At 72.5% G+C, this 16607-nt stretch carries 18 protein-coding genes and 1 pseudogene; 11 read left to right on the plus strand and 8 right to left on the minus strand.

The window, feature by feature from the left end; translation table 11 throughout:
* Positions 1 to 22 precede the first annotated feature (22 nt).
* From GCU60_RS09150 to GCU60_RS09160, 3 genes are all read right to left on the minus strand, one after another.
* Positions 23 to 1261, minus strand: coding sequence for an MFS transporter (locus GCU60_RS09150; RefSeq protein WP_163204444.1), 1239 nt, complete (start codon positions 1259 to 1261; stop codon positions 23 to 25).
* A 150-nt stretch (positions 1262 to 1411) separates the two neighbouring features.
* The gene (locus GCU60_RS09155; protein WP_163204447.1) at positions 1412 to 3139 is read right to left on the minus strand and encodes a glycoside hydrolase family 13 protein; all 1728 of its coding nucleotides are present in this window, start codon (positions 3137 to 3139) and stop codon (positions 1412 to 1414) included.
* 38 nt (positions 3140 to 3177) lie between these two features.
* Complete coding sequence (locus GCU60_RS09160; protein ID WP_163204449.1) at positions 3178 to 3567, minus strand: VOC family protein; 390 nt, start codon at positions 3565 to 3567, stop codon at positions 3178 to 3180.
* A gap of 104 nt (positions 3568 to 3671) precedes the next feature.
* On the opposite strand from GCU60_RS09160, the gene GCU60_RS09165 reads away from it, so the two are divergent.
* A complete protein-coding gene (locus GCU60_RS09165; RefSeq protein ID WP_163204451.1) occupies positions 3672 to 4049 on the plus strand; it encodes an FKBP-type peptidyl-prolyl cis-trans isomerase in 378 nt (125 codons plus the stop codon).
* 41 nt (positions 4050 to 4090) lie between these two features.
* On the opposite strand, the gene GCU60_RS09170 is transcribed toward GCU60_RS09165, so the two are convergent.
* The gene (locus GCU60_RS09170) at positions 4091 to 4795 is read right to left on the minus strand and encodes an SDR family oxidoreductase (RefSeq protein WP_163204453.1); all 705 of its coding nucleotides are present in this window, start codon (positions 4793 to 4795) and stop codon (positions 4091 to 4093) included.
* A 70-nt stretch (positions 4796 to 4865) separates the two neighbouring features.
* On the opposite strand from GCU60_RS09170, the gene GCU60_RS09175 reads away from it, so the two are divergent.
* Together GCU60_RS09175 and GCU60_RS09180 are read left to right on the plus strand one after the other, a co-directional pair.
* On the plus strand, positions 4866 to 5261 hold the full coding sequence (locus GCU60_RS09175; protein ID WP_345770500.1) for a MerR family transcriptional regulator: 396 nt from the start codon (positions 4866 to 4868) through the stop codon (positions 5259 to 5261).
* Positions 5262 to 5276: 15 nt separating this feature from the next.
* Positions 5277 to 6002 carry a DsbA family oxidoreductase gene (locus tag GCU60_RS09180; RefSeq protein WP_239520785.1) on the plus strand — a complete coding sequence of 242 codons (726 nt, stop codon included), beginning with the start codon at positions 5277 to 5279 and terminating at the stop codon, positions 6000 to 6002.
* Here GCU60_RS09180 and GCU60_RS09185 read toward each other — a convergent pair.
* The 3 genes from GCU60_RS09185 to GCU60_RS09195 all read right to left on the minus strand — a co-directional run bounded on the left by GCU60_RS09185 (position 5999) and on the right by GCU60_RS09195 (position 7506).
* Positions 5999 to 6955, minus strand: a complete 957-nt coding sequence (locus tag GCU60_RS09185) for an NAD(P)H-dependent flavin oxidoreductase (RefSeq protein ID WP_163204455.1) — start codon at positions 6953 to 6955, stop codon at positions 5999 to 6001. The two genes, GCU60_RS09180 and GCU60_RS09185, sit on opposite strands and share 4 nt — an antisense overlap.
* Positions 6956 to 6977: 22 nt before the next feature.
* Positions 6978 to 7220, minus strand: a complete 243-nt coding sequence (locus GCU60_RS09190; protein ID WP_163204456.1) for an acyl carrier protein — start codon at positions 7218 to 7220, stop codon at positions 6978 to 6980.
* Positions 7221 to 7287: 67 nt separating this feature from the next.
* Complete coding sequence (locus GCU60_RS09195; RefSeq protein ID WP_163204458.1) at positions 7288 to 7506, minus strand: hypothetical protein; 219 nt, start codon at positions 7504 to 7506, stop codon at positions 7288 to 7290.
* Between the two features lie 74 nt (positions 7507 to 7580).
* On the opposite strand from GCU60_RS09195, the gene GCU60_RS09200 reads away from it, so the two are divergent.
* The 3 genes from GCU60_RS09200 to GCU60_RS20255 are packed head-to-tail and all read left to right on the plus strand — an operon-like array spanning position 7581 to position 8416.
* Entirely contained in the window at positions 7581 to 7910 is a 330-nt protein-coding gene (locus tag GCU60_RS09200; RefSeq protein WP_163204460.1) for a metalloregulator ArsR/SmtB family transcription factor, read from the plus strand.
* Positions 7907 to 8194: an SRPBCC domain-containing protein gene (locus tag GCU60_RS20250; protein WP_239520787.1), complete on the plus strand. Its 288-nt coding sequence runs from the start codon at positions 7907 to 7909 to the stop codon at positions 8192 to 8194. Before GCU60_RS09200 ends, GCU60_RS20250 begins: the two co-directional genes overlap by 4 nt.
* Positions 8195 to 8251: 57 nt before the next feature.
* The gene (locus GCU60_RS20255) at positions 8252 to 8416 is read left to right on the plus strand and encodes a hypothetical protein (protein ID WP_239520789.1); all 165 of its coding nucleotides are present in this window, start codon (positions 8252 to 8254) and stop codon (positions 8414 to 8416) included.
* A 4-nt stretch (positions 8417 to 8420) separates the two neighbouring features.
* On the opposite strand, the pseudogene GCU60_RS09210 reads toward GCU60_RS20255, so the two are convergent.
* Positions 8421 to 9770: pseudogene (locus tag GCU60_RS09210) on the minus strand (NADH:flavin oxidoreductase/NADH oxidase).
* 15 nt (positions 9771 to 9785) lie between these two features.
* On the opposite strand from GCU60_RS09210, the gene GCU60_RS09215 reads away from it, so the two are divergent.
* The 5 genes from GCU60_RS09215 (at position 9786) to GCU60_RS09235 (ending at position 16549) form a co-directional block, all read left to right on the plus strand.
* On the plus strand, positions 9786 to 11600 hold the full coding sequence (locus tag GCU60_RS09215) for a phosphoenolpyruvate carboxykinase (GTP) (protein WP_163204462.1): 1815 nt from the start codon (positions 9786 to 9788) through the stop codon (positions 11598 to 11600).
* A gap of 249 nt (positions 11601 to 11849) precedes the next feature.
* Positions 11850 to 13064 (plus strand): MFS transporter, encoded by a 1215-nt coding sequence (locus GCU60_RS09220; protein ID WP_163204464.1) that lies wholly within the window; start codon positions 11850 to 11852, stop codon positions 13062 to 13064.
* A 212-nt stretch (positions 13065 to 13276) separates the two neighbouring features.
* Complete coding sequence (locus GCU60_RS09225) at positions 13277 to 14800, plus strand: tripartite tricarboxylate transporter permease (protein WP_163204466.1); 1524 nt, start codon at positions 13277 to 13279, stop codon at positions 14798 to 14800.
* Positions 14797 to 15465, plus strand: a complete 669-nt coding sequence (locus GCU60_RS09230) for a tripartite tricarboxylate transporter TctB family protein (protein WP_163204468.1) — start codon at positions 14797 to 14799, stop codon at positions 15463 to 15465. The genes GCU60_RS09225 and GCU60_RS09230 overlap by 4 nt, the downstream gene beginning before the upstream one ends.
* Before the next feature lie 40 nt (positions 15466 to 15505).
* Positions 15506 to 16549 carry a Bug family tripartite tricarboxylate transporter substrate binding protein gene (locus GCU60_RS09235; protein WP_163204470.1) on the plus strand — a complete coding sequence of 348 codons (1044 nt, stop codon included), beginning with the start codon at positions 15506 to 15508 and terminating at the stop codon, positions 16547 to 16549.
* Positions 16550 to 16607: the final 58 nt, after the last annotated feature.

Below are 16607 nucleotides of genomic sequence, written 5' to 3' on the forward strand. Positions count from 1 at the left end.
CGGCCGCCCCGCCGGGGAAGGCTCAGCTCGCGAGGATCTCCTCGTCGGCGTGCGCGATGTGCGCCAGCTCCCGCCAGATGAGGACCAGGATGATCGCCGAGCCCACGAAGGCGAACCAGAACGGGCCGGTGATCCCCCAGATCCGCGCGATGACGCCGCCCAGCGCCTGGCCGACGACGATCCCGCCGAAGAGCCCGATCAGGTAGAGGCTGCCCACGCGCCCCTGCAGCTCGGCCGGCACCGCCCGCATCCGGACCGTGCGCGACGTCGTCCCCCACACGAAGATGTGCGCCCCGAAGACGAACATGATTCCCACGGCGACCCAGCCGGTCGTGGCCAGCGCCAGGCCCAGGTGGGTGAAGGTCTCGACGATCAGGCCGGCACGCATGATCGAGCCCAGGCTGGCGTGCCGCTCGAGCCAGTCGTAGGCCGGGGACGCGACCAGTCCGCCGACGGCCCCGGCCGTCGTCAGCAGGCCGAAGCCCACCGGCCCCATGTCGAGCCGCTCGGTCGCGTAGAGCACCAGCACCGACCAGGCCGCGCCGTAGGTGACGTTGAACGTGACGATCGTCAGCGTCAGGGTGCGCACCGCGCGGTTGCCCCAGGTCCAGCGGAACCCCTCGACGATGTCCCGGCGCACGTGCCGCGGCCCCTCCGGCGCGGGCAGCCGCGGCACCGCCATCCGGGCGATGAGCAGCGCGCCGAGCAGCAGGCACACCACCTGGACGACGAACGGCCAGGCCAGGCCGGCGGCGAAGAGGGCGGCACCCAGCGCGGGGCCCGCCAGCTCGTTCATCGTGATCCGCGCCGTGGTCAGCCGGGCGTTGCCGATGCCCAGGTCGGTCTTGTGCACGACCATCGGCAGGAGCGTGCCGGTGGTGGTGTCGACGAAGACCTCGGCGGTGCCCAGCAGGAACATCGCGGCCAGCACCACGGGGACGTTCACCGCGTCGGTGACGAGTGCGGCGACGAGGACGACGAGGACGACGGCGCGCAGCAGGTCCCCGACGATCACCACCCGCCGGCGGTCCAGCCGGTCGGCCAGGACGCCGGCGTGCAGCCCGAGGAGCAGCCACGGCAGCCGCTGCAGGAGGCCGGCCAGCGCGACGAGCAGCGGGTCGGAGGTCTGCGAGGCGACCAGCAGCGGGCCGGCGGCCAGCGCGATGCCGTCGCCGAGGTTGCCCGCCCAGGCCGAACCCACCAGCCAGCGGAACGGCGTGCCCATGCGGACCGGGAGCACTGCATCGACGATCCGGCCCACGAGGAGGAGACCCTAGGCGTGCCGGCGGGCGACGGCGTCGCGGCATCCCGGGGGCGTTGGCCCGCCAGAGGTCATTCTCCGGGGCGAGATGTCCTGCAGCGGGTCAACGCCGACGCCGACGCCGACGCCGACGCCGTCGCCGTCGCCGGCTCAGGTGGGCAGCCGCAGGACGCGGGCCTCCCAGGGGCGCAGCTCGGCCGGGTCGTCGTCCGGGAGGTTGCCCAGCACCAGCTCGGCCGCGGGCGCCTCGGGCAGCAGCTCGGCCAGCCGGTACGCCGTCCGCGACAGGTTGCAGACGACGAGCAGCGTGACGTCGTCCAGCGAGCGGGTGAAGGCGTACACCTCGTCGTGGTCGGGCAGCAGCATCGTGAAGTGGCCGAGGGCCACCACCGGCAGCTCGTGCCGGAGCGCGATCAGCCGCCGGTAGTGGGCCAGCACGGAACCGGCGTCGTCCCGCTGCGCCGCCGCGTTCCACTCCGCGGAGTCGGGGTTGACCGGCAGCCAGGGCGTCCCGCTGGTGAACCCCGCGTTCGGGGAGTCGTCCCACTGCACCGGCGTGCGGGCGTTGTCCCGGCTCATCGTCCGGAGCGCCGCCAGCACCTCCGCGGGATCCTGCCCCGCCGACACCGCCTGGACGTGGTGGTTCAGCGACTCGACGTCCCGGAACTCCTCCAGCGAGCTGAACGGGAAGTTGGCCATCCCGATCTCCTCGCCCTGGTAGACGTACGGCGTCCCGCGGTGCAGGTGCAGCAGCGTGGCCAGGCAGGTGGCGGAGTCGCGGCGGAACTCGGGGGAGTCGTCGCCGAAGCGGGAGACGGCGCGCGGCTGGTCGTGGTTGTCCCAGTAGAGGGAGTTCCACCCGACGTCGGCCAGCCCCGCCTGCCACCGGCCGAAGGAGGCCTTGAGGTCGCGCATCCGCAGCGGGCGGAGATCCCACTTCGACGTCCCGTGGTCCAGCCCGACGTGCTCGAACTGGAAGACCATGTCCACCTCGCCGCGCGCCGGGTCGGTGAACAGGCGGGCCTCCTCCACGGTCACGCCGGGCATCTCGCCGACGGTGAGGAACGTTCCGTTCCGTCCGGCGAAGACCTCGCGGTGCATCTCGGCCAGGAACTCGTGGATCCGCGGCCCGCCGAGATAGGACGCCGAGCCGTCACCCAGCGACGAGCCGGGCAGCGGCGGGCCGTCGTGCAGGTGCCCGTCCTCGGCCCCGTCCCTCCCTCGGAGGTCCTTGCTGATCATGTTGATGACGTCCATGCGGAAGCCGTCGACCCCCCGGTCGAGCCACCACCGCATCATCGCGTACACCGCCTCCCTGACCTCGGGGTTCTCCCAGTTCAGGTCGGGCTGACGGCGGTCGAACAGGTGCAGGTAGTACTCGCCGCTGGCCTCGTCGAGCTCCCAGACGGGCCCGGAGAAGAACGACTGCCAGTTGGTCGGCTCCGCCCCCGGGTCGCCGGCCGCCATGCCCTCCCGCGGCGGCCGCCACCAGTACCAGTCCCGCTTCGGGTTGTCGGTCGACGACCGGGACTCGACGAACCAGGGGTGGGCGTCGCTGGTGTGGTTGACCACCAGGTCCATCAGCAGCTTCATCCCGCGTGCGTGCAGGGCGGCGATCAGCTCGTCGAGCTGCTCGAGCGTGCCGAACAGCGGGTCGATGCCCTGGTAGTCGCTGATGTCGTAGCCGTTGTCGGCCTGCGGCGAGGGGTAGACCGGGGACAGCCACAGGACGTCGACGCCCAGGTCGGCCAGGTGGTCGATCCGCTGCAGCACACCGCCGAGGTCGCCGATGCCGTCGCCGTCCGAGTCCTGGAACGAGCGCGGATAGACCTGGTAGACGACGGCACGGGTCCACCACGCGGGCTGGTCAGCGGCCATGGGGCCCAGCCCAGCACGCGGTGGGCCGGCCCGCACGGTCAGGCCGGCGGGAAGCCGTGGTGCACGGCCTCGACGTTGTTGCCGTCCAGGTCGCGGAAGAAGACGCCGTAGTAGCCCGGGTGGTACTCCGGCCACTCGCGCGGCTCGTGCAGGATCTCCGCGCCGGCCTCCCGGGCGGCGGTGAACACCTGGTCGACCGCCGCGCGGGACGGCGCCGCCAGCGCCAGGTGCACCGGGCGGTTCCCGGGCCCTTCCAGTGGCGACGTCCACAGCTGCGGCTGCCCGCCCGGGCCGGCCAGGCCGATCACCGGCCCGTGCGGCGTCTCGTACCGCATGAGCTCGCGCACCCCGCACGGCGCGAACACCCGCTCGTAGAAGGCGGCGGCCGCCGCGGCGTCGGCGCACTGCAGACCCAGGTGGTCGATCACGGCCGGACCGTAGCGGCAGCGAACCGTCTCCGGCACCGGTCGCGGTGCGCTGCTTGGATGGGGGACGACGGCGCCGGGACCGACCCGGCGCGGGAGGGAGAACCGTGGCCGAGCTGACCCGACCCGAGGTCGAGCCGCCGAGCGGACCGGCGCCCGACGACCTGGTGATCGAGGACCTCGTCGTCGGCGAGGGCCAGGAGGCCAAGGCCGGCGACCTGGTGAACACCCACTACGTCGGTGTCACCCACGACGGCGGCGAGCAGTTCGACGCCTCCTGGGACCGCGGCGACCCGCTGGAGTTCCGCGTGGGCGTGGGCATGGTCATCCAGGGCTGGGACGAGGGCATCGTCGGCATGAAGGTCGGCGGCCGCCGCCGGCTGACCATCCCGGCGCACAAGGCCTACGGCGAGCGCGGTGCCGGCGGCGTCATCAAGCCCGGCGCGACGCTGGTCTTCGTCGTCGACCTCGTCGGCGTCCGCTGACCCCTGGCGGGGGGACCCTTGCGTCCCCCCGCCGCTGGGCTTCAGACGGCGGGCCGGCTGTAGAACTCGCGCGGGTCGGCGGCCAGTGAGGCCTTGACGCCGCGGCTCCAGTCGTCGACCAGCACCTCCCAGTCGCCGGCCTGGACACCGTCCAGCGCTGCCCGCACGACGTCTGCCGGGGCGCTCATCGGGCCGGTGTAGCCGGCCATCATGTCGGTGTCGGCCGCCCCCAGCACCACCCCGGTCACCTGCGTGCCGTGGCCGGTGAGCTCGAGGCGGACGCCGTTGGTCAGGCTCCACGCCGCCGCCTTGGCCGCCGCGTAGGCGTTGGCGCCGTCGTAGGAGAACCAGGACAGCGCCGACAGCACGTTCACGATGGCCCCGCCACCGTTGCGGGCCAGCGTGGGCGCGAACGCCCGGACCACGCCCAGCGTGCCGAAGAAGTGCGTGTCCATCTCCCGCCGGATCTCGGTCAGGTCGCCGGTGACCAGGTTCGAGCCGGTGGTGATACCGGCGTTGTTGACCACCAGGGTCACGTCGCCGGCGGCAGCGGCTGCCGCCGCGACCGACTCCGGGTCGGTGACGTCCAGCGGCAGCACCTCGACGCCCGGGACGTCGACCAGCTCGGGACGGCGGGACGTGGCGTAGACCTTGGCGGCGCCGCGCTCGAGGAGCTGCTGGGCGAACTGGCGGCCGAGGCCGCGGTTCGCGCCGGTGACGAGGGCGACCGATCCGGTGATGTCCATGGTGGTTCTCCTTGCGCTCGGGGGGTGCTGTCCGGGACGCTAGAACCTCACGCTGACGTCAGGGTCAACTGTGAGCCCGACCACTGAGGAGCTCCGGATGCTGCGTATCGGCGAGATCGCCGCCAGGTCCGGCGTGAGCGTGCGGGCGCTGCGCTACTACGAGGAGCAGGGGTTGCTCGACGCCGAGCGCACCGCAAGTGGCCAGCGCAGATATCCGGAGAACGCCGTGGACCGGGTGCGGTTCATCCAGCAGCTCTACGCGGCCGGGCTGACCAGCAAGGACGTCCTCGCGCTGCTGCCGTGCGTGCACACCGGCGTCGCCACGCCGGCGATGATGGCCCTGTTGCTGGAGCAGCGGGGCCGGATCGACCGGCAGATCGCCGAGCTTTCCAAGGCCCGGGAGCGGCTGGACGAGGTCATCCGCATCGGCCGCGACTACGTCCCCGAGGTCGCCGCCGCCTCGTGAGCCCGAGGCGCAGGAATGCTTGAGCGCTCACGCAAGTTGGTGCCGATCATGCAGATCGAGGTGTGGTCGGACGTCGTGTGCCCGTGGTGCTTCATCGGGAAGCGCCGGCTGGAGACGGCTCTGGAGCAGTTCCCGCACCGCGACCAGGTCGAGGTCGTCTGGCGCTCCTTCCAGCTCGACCCCTCCGCCCCCGAGGGTGAGGTGCACCCGACGCTGCCGGCTCTGGCCGCCAAGTACGGCACCAGCGTCGAGCAGATGCGGCAGAACATGGCGCAGGTCGAGCAGGTCGCCGCCGGCGAGGGCCTGGAGTACCACCTGACCGACGCCGTCAGCGGCAACACCCTGCTGGCCCACGAGCTGCTGCACCTGGCCGCCGAGCACGGCAAGCGCAACGAGCTCAAGGAGCTCCTGCTGCACGCCTACTTCGAGCAGGGCCGGTCGGTCTTCGACGTCGACTCCCTCGTCCCGTTCGCCGTCCAGCTGGGACTGGACGAGTCCGAGGTGCGCGAGGCGCTCGGCGACCGGCGCTACCTCGCCGCCGTCCGTCAGGACAGCGCCACCGCCCAGTCGCTGGGCGCCACCGGCGTCCCGTTCTTCGTGGTGGACCGCAAGTACGGCGCCGCGGGCGCGCAGCCGGCGGAACTGCTGCTGCAGATGCTGGAGCGCGCCTGGGCCGACGCCAACCCGCTGATCACCGTTCCGGCCGCCGAGGGCTGCGCCGACGGCACCTGCTCCGTCTAGTCGAGGAGCTCGGCCACCCGGCGCAGCGCCTGCTCGGCGGCCGCGGTGAGGTCGCCGACGACGTCGGTGGCCGACCGCTCGGTCGTCACCAGCCCGACGGACTCCCCGGCGTAGAGCGGCGCCTGCTCCAGGTCGTCGCTCTTCCGCGCCTCGACCACCCGGCGGGACGCGGCGTCGTCGTGCGCCAGCTCGTCCTCGCGGCCGTGCCACTCCCGGCTGAACTCGTTGACCAGCGCCCGGCCGGGCCAGCGCGACGGCCAGGCCAGCCGCTGGGCGACGTCGAACGCCCGGGTCAGCACCGTCTCCTCGCCGTGTGCCGCCTGCACCCGGGCCCGCGCGGCGGGGGAGTTGAGCCCCTCCGGGCACGCCAGCAGCGGCGTCCCGATCCAGACGCCGGCGGCCCCCGCGGCCAGCGCGGCGGCCATCCCACGCCCGGTCGCGATCCCGCCCGCGGCGACCACCGGCAGGTCGGTGAGCGTCAGGACCTCCTGCAGAAGCGGCAGGGTCGCGCGGTGCCCGGTGTGCCCGCCGGCCTCGCTGCCCTGGGCGACGATCACGTCGACGCCCGCGGCCACGGCGCGGTGCACGTCGTCCGCCGTATTGACCTGCGTGGCCACGGCGATACCCGCGTCGCGCAGCGGCCCGACGTAGGGGCCGGGGTCGCCGAAGGACACCGACACCAGCGCCGGCCGCGCGGCGATCGTCGCCTCGAGCAGGTCCGGGCGGTCGTCGAGCACCCAGGCCATGAGCCCCACGCCGAACGGCAGACCCTCGGGGATCGCGCACTGCTCGGCGACGAACTCCGCGCTGTGGTTGCCGGCGACGCCGATCATCCCGAGGCCACCGGCGCCTGAGACGGCGGCGGCCAGCGCCCCGCCCGAGACGCCGGCCATCGGTGCACCGACGACCGGCGTCCCCAGGTCGAAGCGGCGGGTCAGCGCAGTCCTGATCATGCCGACCATCGTGGCCCGGAGGTCACTTGGCCGCAGGGCCGCCCTTGCCGGTGCCCTGCAGGCGGCCGAGGAACTCGTGGCACTTCGCGGCGCGCTTGGAGTCCTGCTCCATCACCTTGCGGAAGAACTTCGCCACGTCGTCCAGGCCGGCGTTCTCGGCGTCCCGGACGTACTGGCCGTAGTCGTGACCTGCCTTGAGCGAGTGGTACTGGACGGAGATGAGGTCGTAGTAGACGTCCTCGAAGCCGGTCTCGCCGGTGGCCATCGGTCCTCCTCGGGTCGAGCGGGCGTGACCGCCGCCACATACCCGGGAGGACCGGTCCGTCACACCCTCAGGTGGACGGGCCGTCGGAGAACGCGCCGCCGGTGACGTCACCGCCGCCGGCCTCGTCGGAGAGCGTCCGGCTGGTGGCCAGCTCCTCCTCGCCGGTGGCCGCCGGGTCGTCGACGGTCGAGGCCAGGTCGGCGCCCTCGGCGTAGGCGCCCGGGTCGGCCTGCGTGGTGCGGGGGTCGTTGAGGGGGTCCGGGGTGTCGGGATCGGTGACGGTCATGTGCTCGGTCCTATCCCGACGTCCCGCGCACGAACCCCTCGCGTGATGCGTAACTCATGTGTTACGCATTAGCCGTGGAGGCACTCCAGGCGCTCGCCGACCCGACGCGGCGCGAGCTGATCGGCCTGCTGGCCGGCGGCGAGCGGACGGCGGGGGAGCTGGCGGCCCGCTTCCCGGTCAGCCGCCCGGCCATCAGCCGGCACCTCCGGGTGCTCCGGGAGAGCGGCCTGGTCAGCGTGCGGGCGGACGGCCGGGAACGGCACTACGCGCTCGACCCGGAGCCGCTGCGGCGGCTCGACGAGTGGCTGGAGCCCTACCGCGACCTGTGGGCCCAGCGCCTGGACGCCCTGGAGACCGAGATCGCCCGCGGACGGCGGGCACGGACGAGGAGAGAGCCGACATGACCGACACCGCACGCAGCCGCCGAGGAACGGTCACCACCACGCCGGACGGCCGGCAGCGGCTGGAATTCGAACGCTCCTGGCCCGACCCGGTCGAGGACGTGTGGTCCGCGCTCACCGAGCCCGACCGGCTGGCCCGCTGGATCGGCACGTTCGACGGCGACCGGCGGCCCGGGGGCACCGGCACGTTCACCATGACGCACGAGGACCAGCCGGTCGGCGAGCCCATGACCATCGAGGTCTGCGAGCCGCCGAACCGGCTGGTCGTCGCCTGGGTGCAGGAGTAGGAGGGCTCCGGCGTCTGGCGGATCGACCTCGACCTGTCCGAGGAGGACGGCCGGACGGTGCTGCGGTTCGTGCAGTTCTTCGCCGCGGGCACCGACGTCGCCGACTTCGCCGGCGGCTGGCACTGGTACCTGGACAAGCTCGACGCCGTCCTCACCGGCGGGACCGCACCCGTCGACTGGGACGCGTTCTGGGCCGAGGTCGGCCCCGGCTACCGGGCCTGAGCCGTCAGGACGACGTCACCACCTGGACCGGGTCCGGCCCGGTCCACGGGCCCAGCCGGCCGAGCAGCCGGTCGCGGGACTCCAGCCGCGCGCCGGACTGCAGCGGGTAGGTGTCGTAGCCCGCGGTCAGCTCCCGGGCGGCGTGGACGGCGAAGTTCGGGTCGTCCTGGGCCTCCCGGGCGACGGCGACCAGGTCCGCGGCGCCGCCGGCGACGACGGCCTCGGCCTGCCGGGCGTCGACGACCAGCCCGACGGCCATGGTGGCGATGCCCGCCTGCCCGCGGACCGCCGCGGCGTAGGGGACCTGGTAGCCGTACCCGATCGGGTGTTCCCAGCCGCCCCCGATACCGCCGCCGGAGACGTCGACGACGTCCACGCCGAGCGTGGTCAGCTCCCGGGCGAAGGCGACGGTGTCCTCGATCGTGAGCCCGTCCTCGGTCCCGTCGACGGCGGAGACCCGGACGAGCAGCGGCAACTCCCGCGGCCACACCGCGCGCACGGCCTCGACGACCTCGAGCGGGAAGCGCATCCGCGCCTCGCGGGAGCCGCCGTAGACGTCCTCCCGCCGGTTGGTCAGCGGCGACAGGAACTGGTGCAGCAGGTAGCCGTGCGCGGCGTGCACCTCGACGACGTCGAACCCGGCGGCCTGCGAACGGCGGGCGGCGGCGACGAAGGCGTCGCGCACCTCGGCCAGCTCCTCGACGGTGAGCGCGTGCGGCACCGGCCACTCCGGGCCCGCCGGGACGGCCGATGCCGAGACCGTGGGCCACGGGGTCTCGCCGGGCCGCGCGTTCTCCGCGGTGACCGGGCCGGTGCCGTCTCACGGGCGGCGGCTGCTGGCCTTGGCGCCTGCGTGGCCCAGCTGGATGCCGGCCGCGGCGCCCTGGGCGTGCAGGAACTCCACCACCCGGGCCAGCCCGGGCACGTGGTCGTCGGACCAGAGGCCGACGTCGCCGTGGCTGATCCGGCCCTCCGGCGTGACGCCGGTGGCCTCGACGATCACCAGGCCGAAGCCGCCCAGGGCGAACCGGCCCAGGTGCACCAGGTGGTAGTCGCCGACGAAGCCGTCGGTCACCGAGTACTGGCACATCGGGGCGACCACGAGGCGGTTGCGGAGGGTCACGCCGCGGAGGGGTAGGGGTGCGAGCAGGGTCGGGGTGTCCACGAGATGTGGCCAACAACGCCCCTGGTCAGCCTCTTCCGGGCCGAGAAAACAAGACGTCCTATACGTAACACTCATCGCAGTGACAGCTGGGGTTCGCGCTCGTAACCTGACCCGATCCGCCGGTCGGTCGCGCGCGACCGCGGCTCGCAGGGCAGCACCGCCGGGCGTGACCCCGCTCCGGCACCCCATGAGGACGGAGACGCCGTGACCACCGTGGCCACCCCTGGTCTGGAGAACGCCCCCACCACGCACGCCCGCCTGCTGGCCTGGGTGCGCGAGATGGCCGAGCTGACGACGCCGGACGAGGTGGTCTGGGTCGACGGCAGCGAGCAGGAGAACGAGCGGCTCACCCAGAAGCTCGTCGAGGCCGGCACCTTCCGCCCCCTGGAGAAGAAGCCCAACTCCTTCTGGTGCGCCTCCGACCCCAGCGACGTCGCGCGCGTCGAGGACCGCACCTTCATCTGCTCGGTCGACGAGGCCGACGCGGGTCCCACCAACAACTGGATGGAACCGACCGAGATGAAGTCGGTCATGACGGAGCTGTACCGCGGCTCCATGCGTGGCCGCACCATGTACGTCATCCCGTTCTGCATGGGCCCGATCGAGGCCGAGCACCCGATGTTCGGCGTCGAGATCACCGACTCCGAGTACGTCGTCGTCTCCATGCGCGTGATGGCGCGCATCGGCAGCCGCGTGCTCGAGGCCCTGGGTACCGACCGACCGTTCGTCCCGGCCATGCACTCCCTCGGCGCCCCGCTCGAGGCCGGCCAGGCCGACGTCCCGTGGCCGTGCAGCCAGACCAAGTACATCGTGCAGTTCCCCGAGGAGCGCACGATCTGGTCCTACGGCTCCGGCTACGGCGGCAACGCGCTGCTGGGCAAGAAGGCCTACGCGCTGCGGATCGCCTCCGCCATGGCCCGCGACGAGGGCTGGCTGGCCGAGCACATGCTGATCCTCAAGCTCACCAGCCCGCAGCAGAAGACCTACTACGTCGCCGGCGCCTTCCCCTCGGCGTGCGGCAAGACCAACCTGGCCATGCTCGAGCCGACCATCCCCGGGTGGAAGGTGGAGACCATCGGTGACGACATCGCCTGGATGCGCTTCGGCGAGGACGGCCGGCTCTACGCCACCAACCCGGAGTACGGCCTGTTCGGCGTCGCCCCGGGCACGGGCTGGGACACCAACCCCAACGCCATGCGCACCATCGACAAGGGCAACTCGGTGTTCACCAACGTCGCCCTCACCGACGACGGCGACGTCTGGTGGGAGGGCATGACCGAGGAGCCCCCGGCGCACCTGACCGACTGGAAGGGCCGGGACTGGACGCCGGACAGCGACGAGCTCTCCAGCCACCCGAACAGCCGCTTCTGCACGCCGATCACCCAGTGCCCGATCCTCGCGCCGGAGTACGACGACCCCAAGGGCGTGCCGATCTCGGCCATCCTCTTCGGCGGCCGCCGCAAGACCACGATCCCGCTGGTGAGCGAGGTCCGGGACTGGAACCACGGCGTGTTCATGGGCGCGACGCTCTCCTCGGAGACCACCGCCGCCGCCACCGGCGCGGTCGGTGTCATCCGCCGTGACCCCTTCGCCATGCTGCCGTTCATCGGCTACAACGCCGCCGACTACTTCGGCCACTGGGTGAACACCGGCAAGCAGGCCGACGCCACCAAGCTGCCGAAGATCTTCTACGTCAACTGGTTCCGCCGGGACGACGAGGGCGGCTTCCTGTGGCCGGGCTTCGGCGAGAACAGCCGCGTGCTCAAGTGGGTCATCGAGCGCCTCGAGGGCACCGCTGCCGCCGTCGAGACGCCGGTCGGCCACGTGCCCACGGTCGACTCCCTCGACGTCTCCGGCCTGGACATGACGCCCGAGCAGGTCGAGGCCGCGCTCGCCGTCGAGCCCGAGGAGTGGCAGGCGGAGATCCCGCAGATCACCGAATGGTTCGAGAAGTTCGGCGACAAGCTGCCCAGCACGATGTGGGACGAGCTGGAGATCCTCAAGAGCCGCCTCGCCTGAACCGGCGCGCCGAGGGTCCCGACCGCAGCCGTGGTCCGGGCCCTCGACACCCGTCCCTCGCGCGCTCCCCGATGATCAGGAGACCTGATCGTTCTGGGTCCTCCCTCAGCACCGGTCGTGAGGGAGGACGCGATGATGATCAGGAGAGCTGATCATCATCGCGGGCAGCGAGTGGTCATCACGGCGGGTGGGCCCCGCGTCGGTTAGCGTGGCTGCGCCCCTTCCCGTTCTGCGGAGGCAACCCCACTCGTGCCCAATCCCTACCTGCAGGTGCTGCGAACGCCGCACGCCCTGCCGATGGTGCTCGCCGCCTTCATCGGCCGGCTCCCGCTGTCCATGGTCGGGCTGGGGTCGGTGCTGCTCATCGCGTCGGAGACCGGTTCCTACGGTCTCGGCGGGGCCGTGGCGGCCGTCGGCGCGGTGACCACGGCGATCGCCGGACCGATGCTCGGCCGGTGGGCCGACACCTACGGTCAGCGTCGCGTCCTGCTGCCGGTGCTGCTGGTCTTCGTCCTGGCCGGGCTGGTCTTCCTGTTCTCGGTGCGCGAGGCGTGGCCACTGTGGATCGTCTTCGTCTCCGCCGGTGTCGCCGGAGCCTGCATCCCGCCCGTCTCCTCGATGATCCGCGTCCGCTGGACCCACCTCCTGCGCGGCAGCCACCGGCTGCACACGGCGCTGTCGATGGAGTCCGTCGTCGACGAGTTCGTCTTCATCGTCGGCCCGGTGCTGGTCACCTTCCTGTCCACCACGGGGCACGCGACCTCCGGTGTCGTCACCGCCTTCACCCTCGCCACCGTGGGCAGCCTGCTGTTCGCCGCCCAGCGGCGGACCGAACCGGAGCCGCACGGGCACGCCAGCCGGCAGGGCCCGTCGGCGATCCGCACGCGGGGCCTGCGGGTGCTGTTCGTCGTCGGCGCCGCGGTGGGCGCCATCCTCGGCACGCTGGAGATCGCGCTGGTCGCCTTCGCCGACGAGCAGGACGCTATGTCGCTGTCCGGCGTGCTCATCGCCGGGCTGGCGGTGGGGTCGATGGCCAGCGGCATCGGCTGGGGCGTCGTCCACTGGCGCGTGCCGCTGCGGCGGCGGCTGGCGGTCGCGCTGGTGGTGCTCACCGTGCTCACCGTGCCGCTGATGCTGGTCCGGGACGTCTGGCTGATGGTGCCGTTCGTGGTCGTCGCCGGGATCGCCGTCTCGCCGTCGCTGATCAGCTCCTTCACCCTCGCCGAGCTGCTCGTGCCTCGTGCGGCGGTCACCGAGGCGTTCACCTGGATCGGGACGGCCCTGGGTCTGGGTGTGGCCCTGGGCGCCTCCGTGGCCGGCAAGCTCGTCGACGTCTACGGCGCCAACACCGCATTCTCGGTGGCCACCGTCGCCGCCGGGATCGCCGCGGTCGTCGTCGCCGTCTTCCAGCGGCTGCTGCACGTGCCGGCCGAGCACGCCACCGAGCCGGCACTCGCCGGCTGACCCCTCGGACGGGAGGGCCGGGGGCGGGTGTCCCTGTCGCCCCGGCCAGCTCCAGGCTCCCCTCCATCACGGACCGGTCACCAGGGCTTGGTGACGCAGGCCACGTGTACTACGGTTCCACGTCATTGGCCTAATGGTCCGACCACGTGCGCAGTCCCTGCGGCGTGCGCCGGACCCGCAGGCGCCCGGGGCCCGGAGTGGAGAGAGGCAACATGCTGTCCGAGGCGATCAGTGGCCTGACCCAGGTCTTCCAGCCGCTTCCGCTGGCGCTCATGCTGCTCGGTGTCGCCATCGGTTTCGTGGTCGGCATCCTCCCCGGCCTCGGCGGCGCCGTCACGCTGGCCCTGATGCTGCCGTTCACCTTCGACATGCAGCCGGTCGAGGCCTTCGCCTTCCTGCTGGGCATGTGGGTGGTCACCTCGACGACCGGCGACATCACCTCCGTCCTCTTCGGGGTGCCCGGTGAGGCGACCTCGGCCGCCACCGTGCTCGACGGTCACCCGATGACCAAGCGGGGCGAGGGCGGGCGCGCGCTCGGGGCCGTCCTGTTCAGCTCGGCCCTGGGAGCCGTCTTCGGGGCGCTGGTCCTGGCCCTGGCCATCCCGGTGATCCGCCCGGTCGTGCTGGCCTTCGCGCCCCCGGAGTTCTTCGCCCTGACGATGCTGGGCCTGACGTTCGTCGTCGCGCTGTCGGGCAAGCACCTGCTCAAGGGCTTCATCATGGCGGCCTTCGGCCTGCTGGTCGCACTGGTCGGGCTGGACCCGCAGGAGGGCACCCAGCGCTACACCTTCGAGCAGCTCTACCTGTGGGACGGCATCGGCATCGTCCCCCTGGTCGTGGGCCTCTTCGGCGGCGCCGAGGTGCTCCAGCTGATGCTCAGCAAGCGGAGCATCGCCCGCGCCGAGCCGGGTGCGACGCCGGAGGCCTCCCTCAGCGGCGTGGGGCAGGGCATCCGTGACGTCCTGCACCACTGGCCCCTCGTCATCCGGTCCAGCGCCATCGGCACCGGCGTGGGCATCGTCCCGGGCCTGGGCGGCTCGGTGGCCCAGTTCATGGCCTACGGCGCGGCGCAGCAGAGCTCGAAGACGCCGGAGATGTTCGGCAAGGGTGCCGTCGAGGGCGTCATCGCCTCGGGCGCGGTCAACAACGCCAAGGACAGCGGCTCGCTGATCCCGACGATCGGCTTCGGCATCCCCGGTGGCGCCGGCAGCGCCGTGCTGCTGTCGGCCTTCCTGATCGTCGGCCTGAACCCCGGCGAGGAGATGCTGACGACGTCCCTCGACGTCACCTTCTCGATGATCTGGGTGACCGTCCTGGCGAACTTCATCGCGGTCGCCGCGGCGTTCTTCGTCCTCAAGCCGCTCACGAAGCTGACCTTCATCTCCGGCCCGCTGCTCGTGCCGTTCCTGCTGCTCCTGCTCGCGCTGGGCGCCTACACCGCCAGCAACAGCTTCGCCGACGTGCTGGTGATGATCGTCGCCGCGATCGTCGGCGTGATCTGCATCCGGTACGACTGGCCGCGGGTGCCCTTCCTGCTCGCCGTCGTCCTCGGCGCCCTCGCGGAGCGGTACCTCTTCCTCTCCTACTCGCTCTTCGAGTGGGACTGGCTCACCCGGCCGATCGTCCTGGCCATCGCCGCCGTCATGGTGCTGGCGATCGTCGGGCCGATCGTGCGGCGGGCGCGGGCGCGGAGCCGGGTCCGGACCGCCGAGCAGAAGAGCGACGTGTCGGCATGAGCACCGCAGAGCCGAGGCGAACGGCCTCCCCCGTCCCGACCGAGGAGATCGGCATGGCAGTCCCCGAGCAGCACGAGTCGCGGCGACCGTCGACGGGAGCCGTGGCCGACGTCGTCCTCGGGCTGTTCATGGTGGCGGTGTTCGGCTGGGCCTTCCTCGAAGCCGCGGACTGGTCGTTCAAGGCCGCGCTCTTCCCGCGCATCGTGACGGGCCTGGGTTTCACGGTGGCGCTCCTGCAGGTCGTCCAGTCGCTCCTGCGGCTGGCGCGCGGCCGCCGGGCCGCGGCCGACCCGACGCCGGCCACCAGCCCGGCCGGACCCATCGGTCCGGTGCCGGGGGCCGCGCCGGCGGAGGCCGTGCCGCAGGCGGCCGGCACCACCTCGGAGGACGACGTCAACGAGGACGACGTCGAGTACGTCTTCCAGACCGCGGGGGCCCGGCGCTGGACCGAGGCCGTCGCCTGGGTGACAGCGTTCTTCGTGCTGCTCTACGTCGCCGGCCTGTTCGTGACCGCGCCGCTGTTCTCCTTCCTCTACCTGCGCTTCGCCGGCCGGCGGACGTGGGTCTTCTGCGCGATCTACGCCGTCGTGGTCGGCGTGGTCCTGTACGCGGCCTTCGAGCTCGCGCTCGGCATCCCGGTGCCGCCCGGTCTCTTCCTGGACTGAACCACCCCTGTACCCGTCGCCGTCTCCGAGAGGGAAACCCATGAACACTGCCATGCCGTACCGGCGGAGCCTCCGGTCGCTGATCGCCCTGGGCGTCGGCGCCGGTGTGCTCAGCGGCTGCTCGAGCGACTCCGAGCCCGCCGCCTCGGGCGGGGGCGACTGCGCCTCGCTCGAGGGGGAGACCATCACCATCGTCGTCCCCTACGAGCCCGGTGGCGGCTACGACTCCTACACCCGGCTCGTCGCGCCCTACCTCGAGGAGGAGATCGGCGCCACGATCGCGGTGCAGAACCAGCCCGGCGCCGGTGGCCTGCTGGCGCTCAACAGCCTGCGCGCCGAGGACGCCGACGGCACGAAGCTCGCGATCATGAACGGCGTCGGTGCCGGCGGCTCGTCCATCGCGGGCGCGGAAGGCGCCGACTTCGCCCTCGACGACTTCACCTACATCGGCCGCGTGGCCAGCGACCCGTCGCTCCTGGTCACCAGCGCGGCCGGGGAGTACCAGACGTTCGACGACATCCTGGCCGCCGACGAGTTCCGCTGGGGCTCGACCGGGCCGGGGGCCGAGGACTACGTGACCTCCTCGCTGATCAGCGCCGTGTTCGACATCCCGGGCGAGGTCGTCACCGGTTTCCCGGGCTCGGGCGAGACGGAGCTGGCCGTCGTCCAGGGCTCGATCGACGGCATGTCGGGCAACCTGACCAGCCGCCGCGGTGCGGTCGAGGACGGCACGCAGACGCCGGTGCTGGTCGTGGGCGAGGAGTCCCCCGACTGGCTTTCCGACGACGTGCCGACGGTCGCCGAGCTCGACACGACGGAGGAGCAGGCCGAGCTGCTCGACGCCCATCTGGCGCTCATCGAGCTCGGCCGGCCCTTCATCGGCCCGCCCGGGATGGACGAGGCCGCGACGTCGTGCCTGCGCACCGCCATGGCCGCCGCGATGGAGAACCCGGAGCTCGTGCAGGAGTCCGAGGAGCAGGAGCGCGAGCTGGCGTTCCTGCCGGGCGACGAGCTGGAGGGCCTGGTGCAGGACCTCATGGACGCCCCGCCGGCCTACAGCGAGCTGCTGGCCACCCTGTACTGACCCGAGCGCCGCGGCCGGCGGTGCCCCCGGGCACCGCCGGCCGCGGTCGGCGCCCCGC

Source organism: Blastococcus saxobsidens (genome assembly GCF_010682065.1).
Taxonomy (GTDB): domain Bacteria; phylum Actinomycetota; class Actinomycetes; order Mycobacteriales; family Geodermatophilaceae; genus Blastococcus; species Blastococcus saxobsidens_B.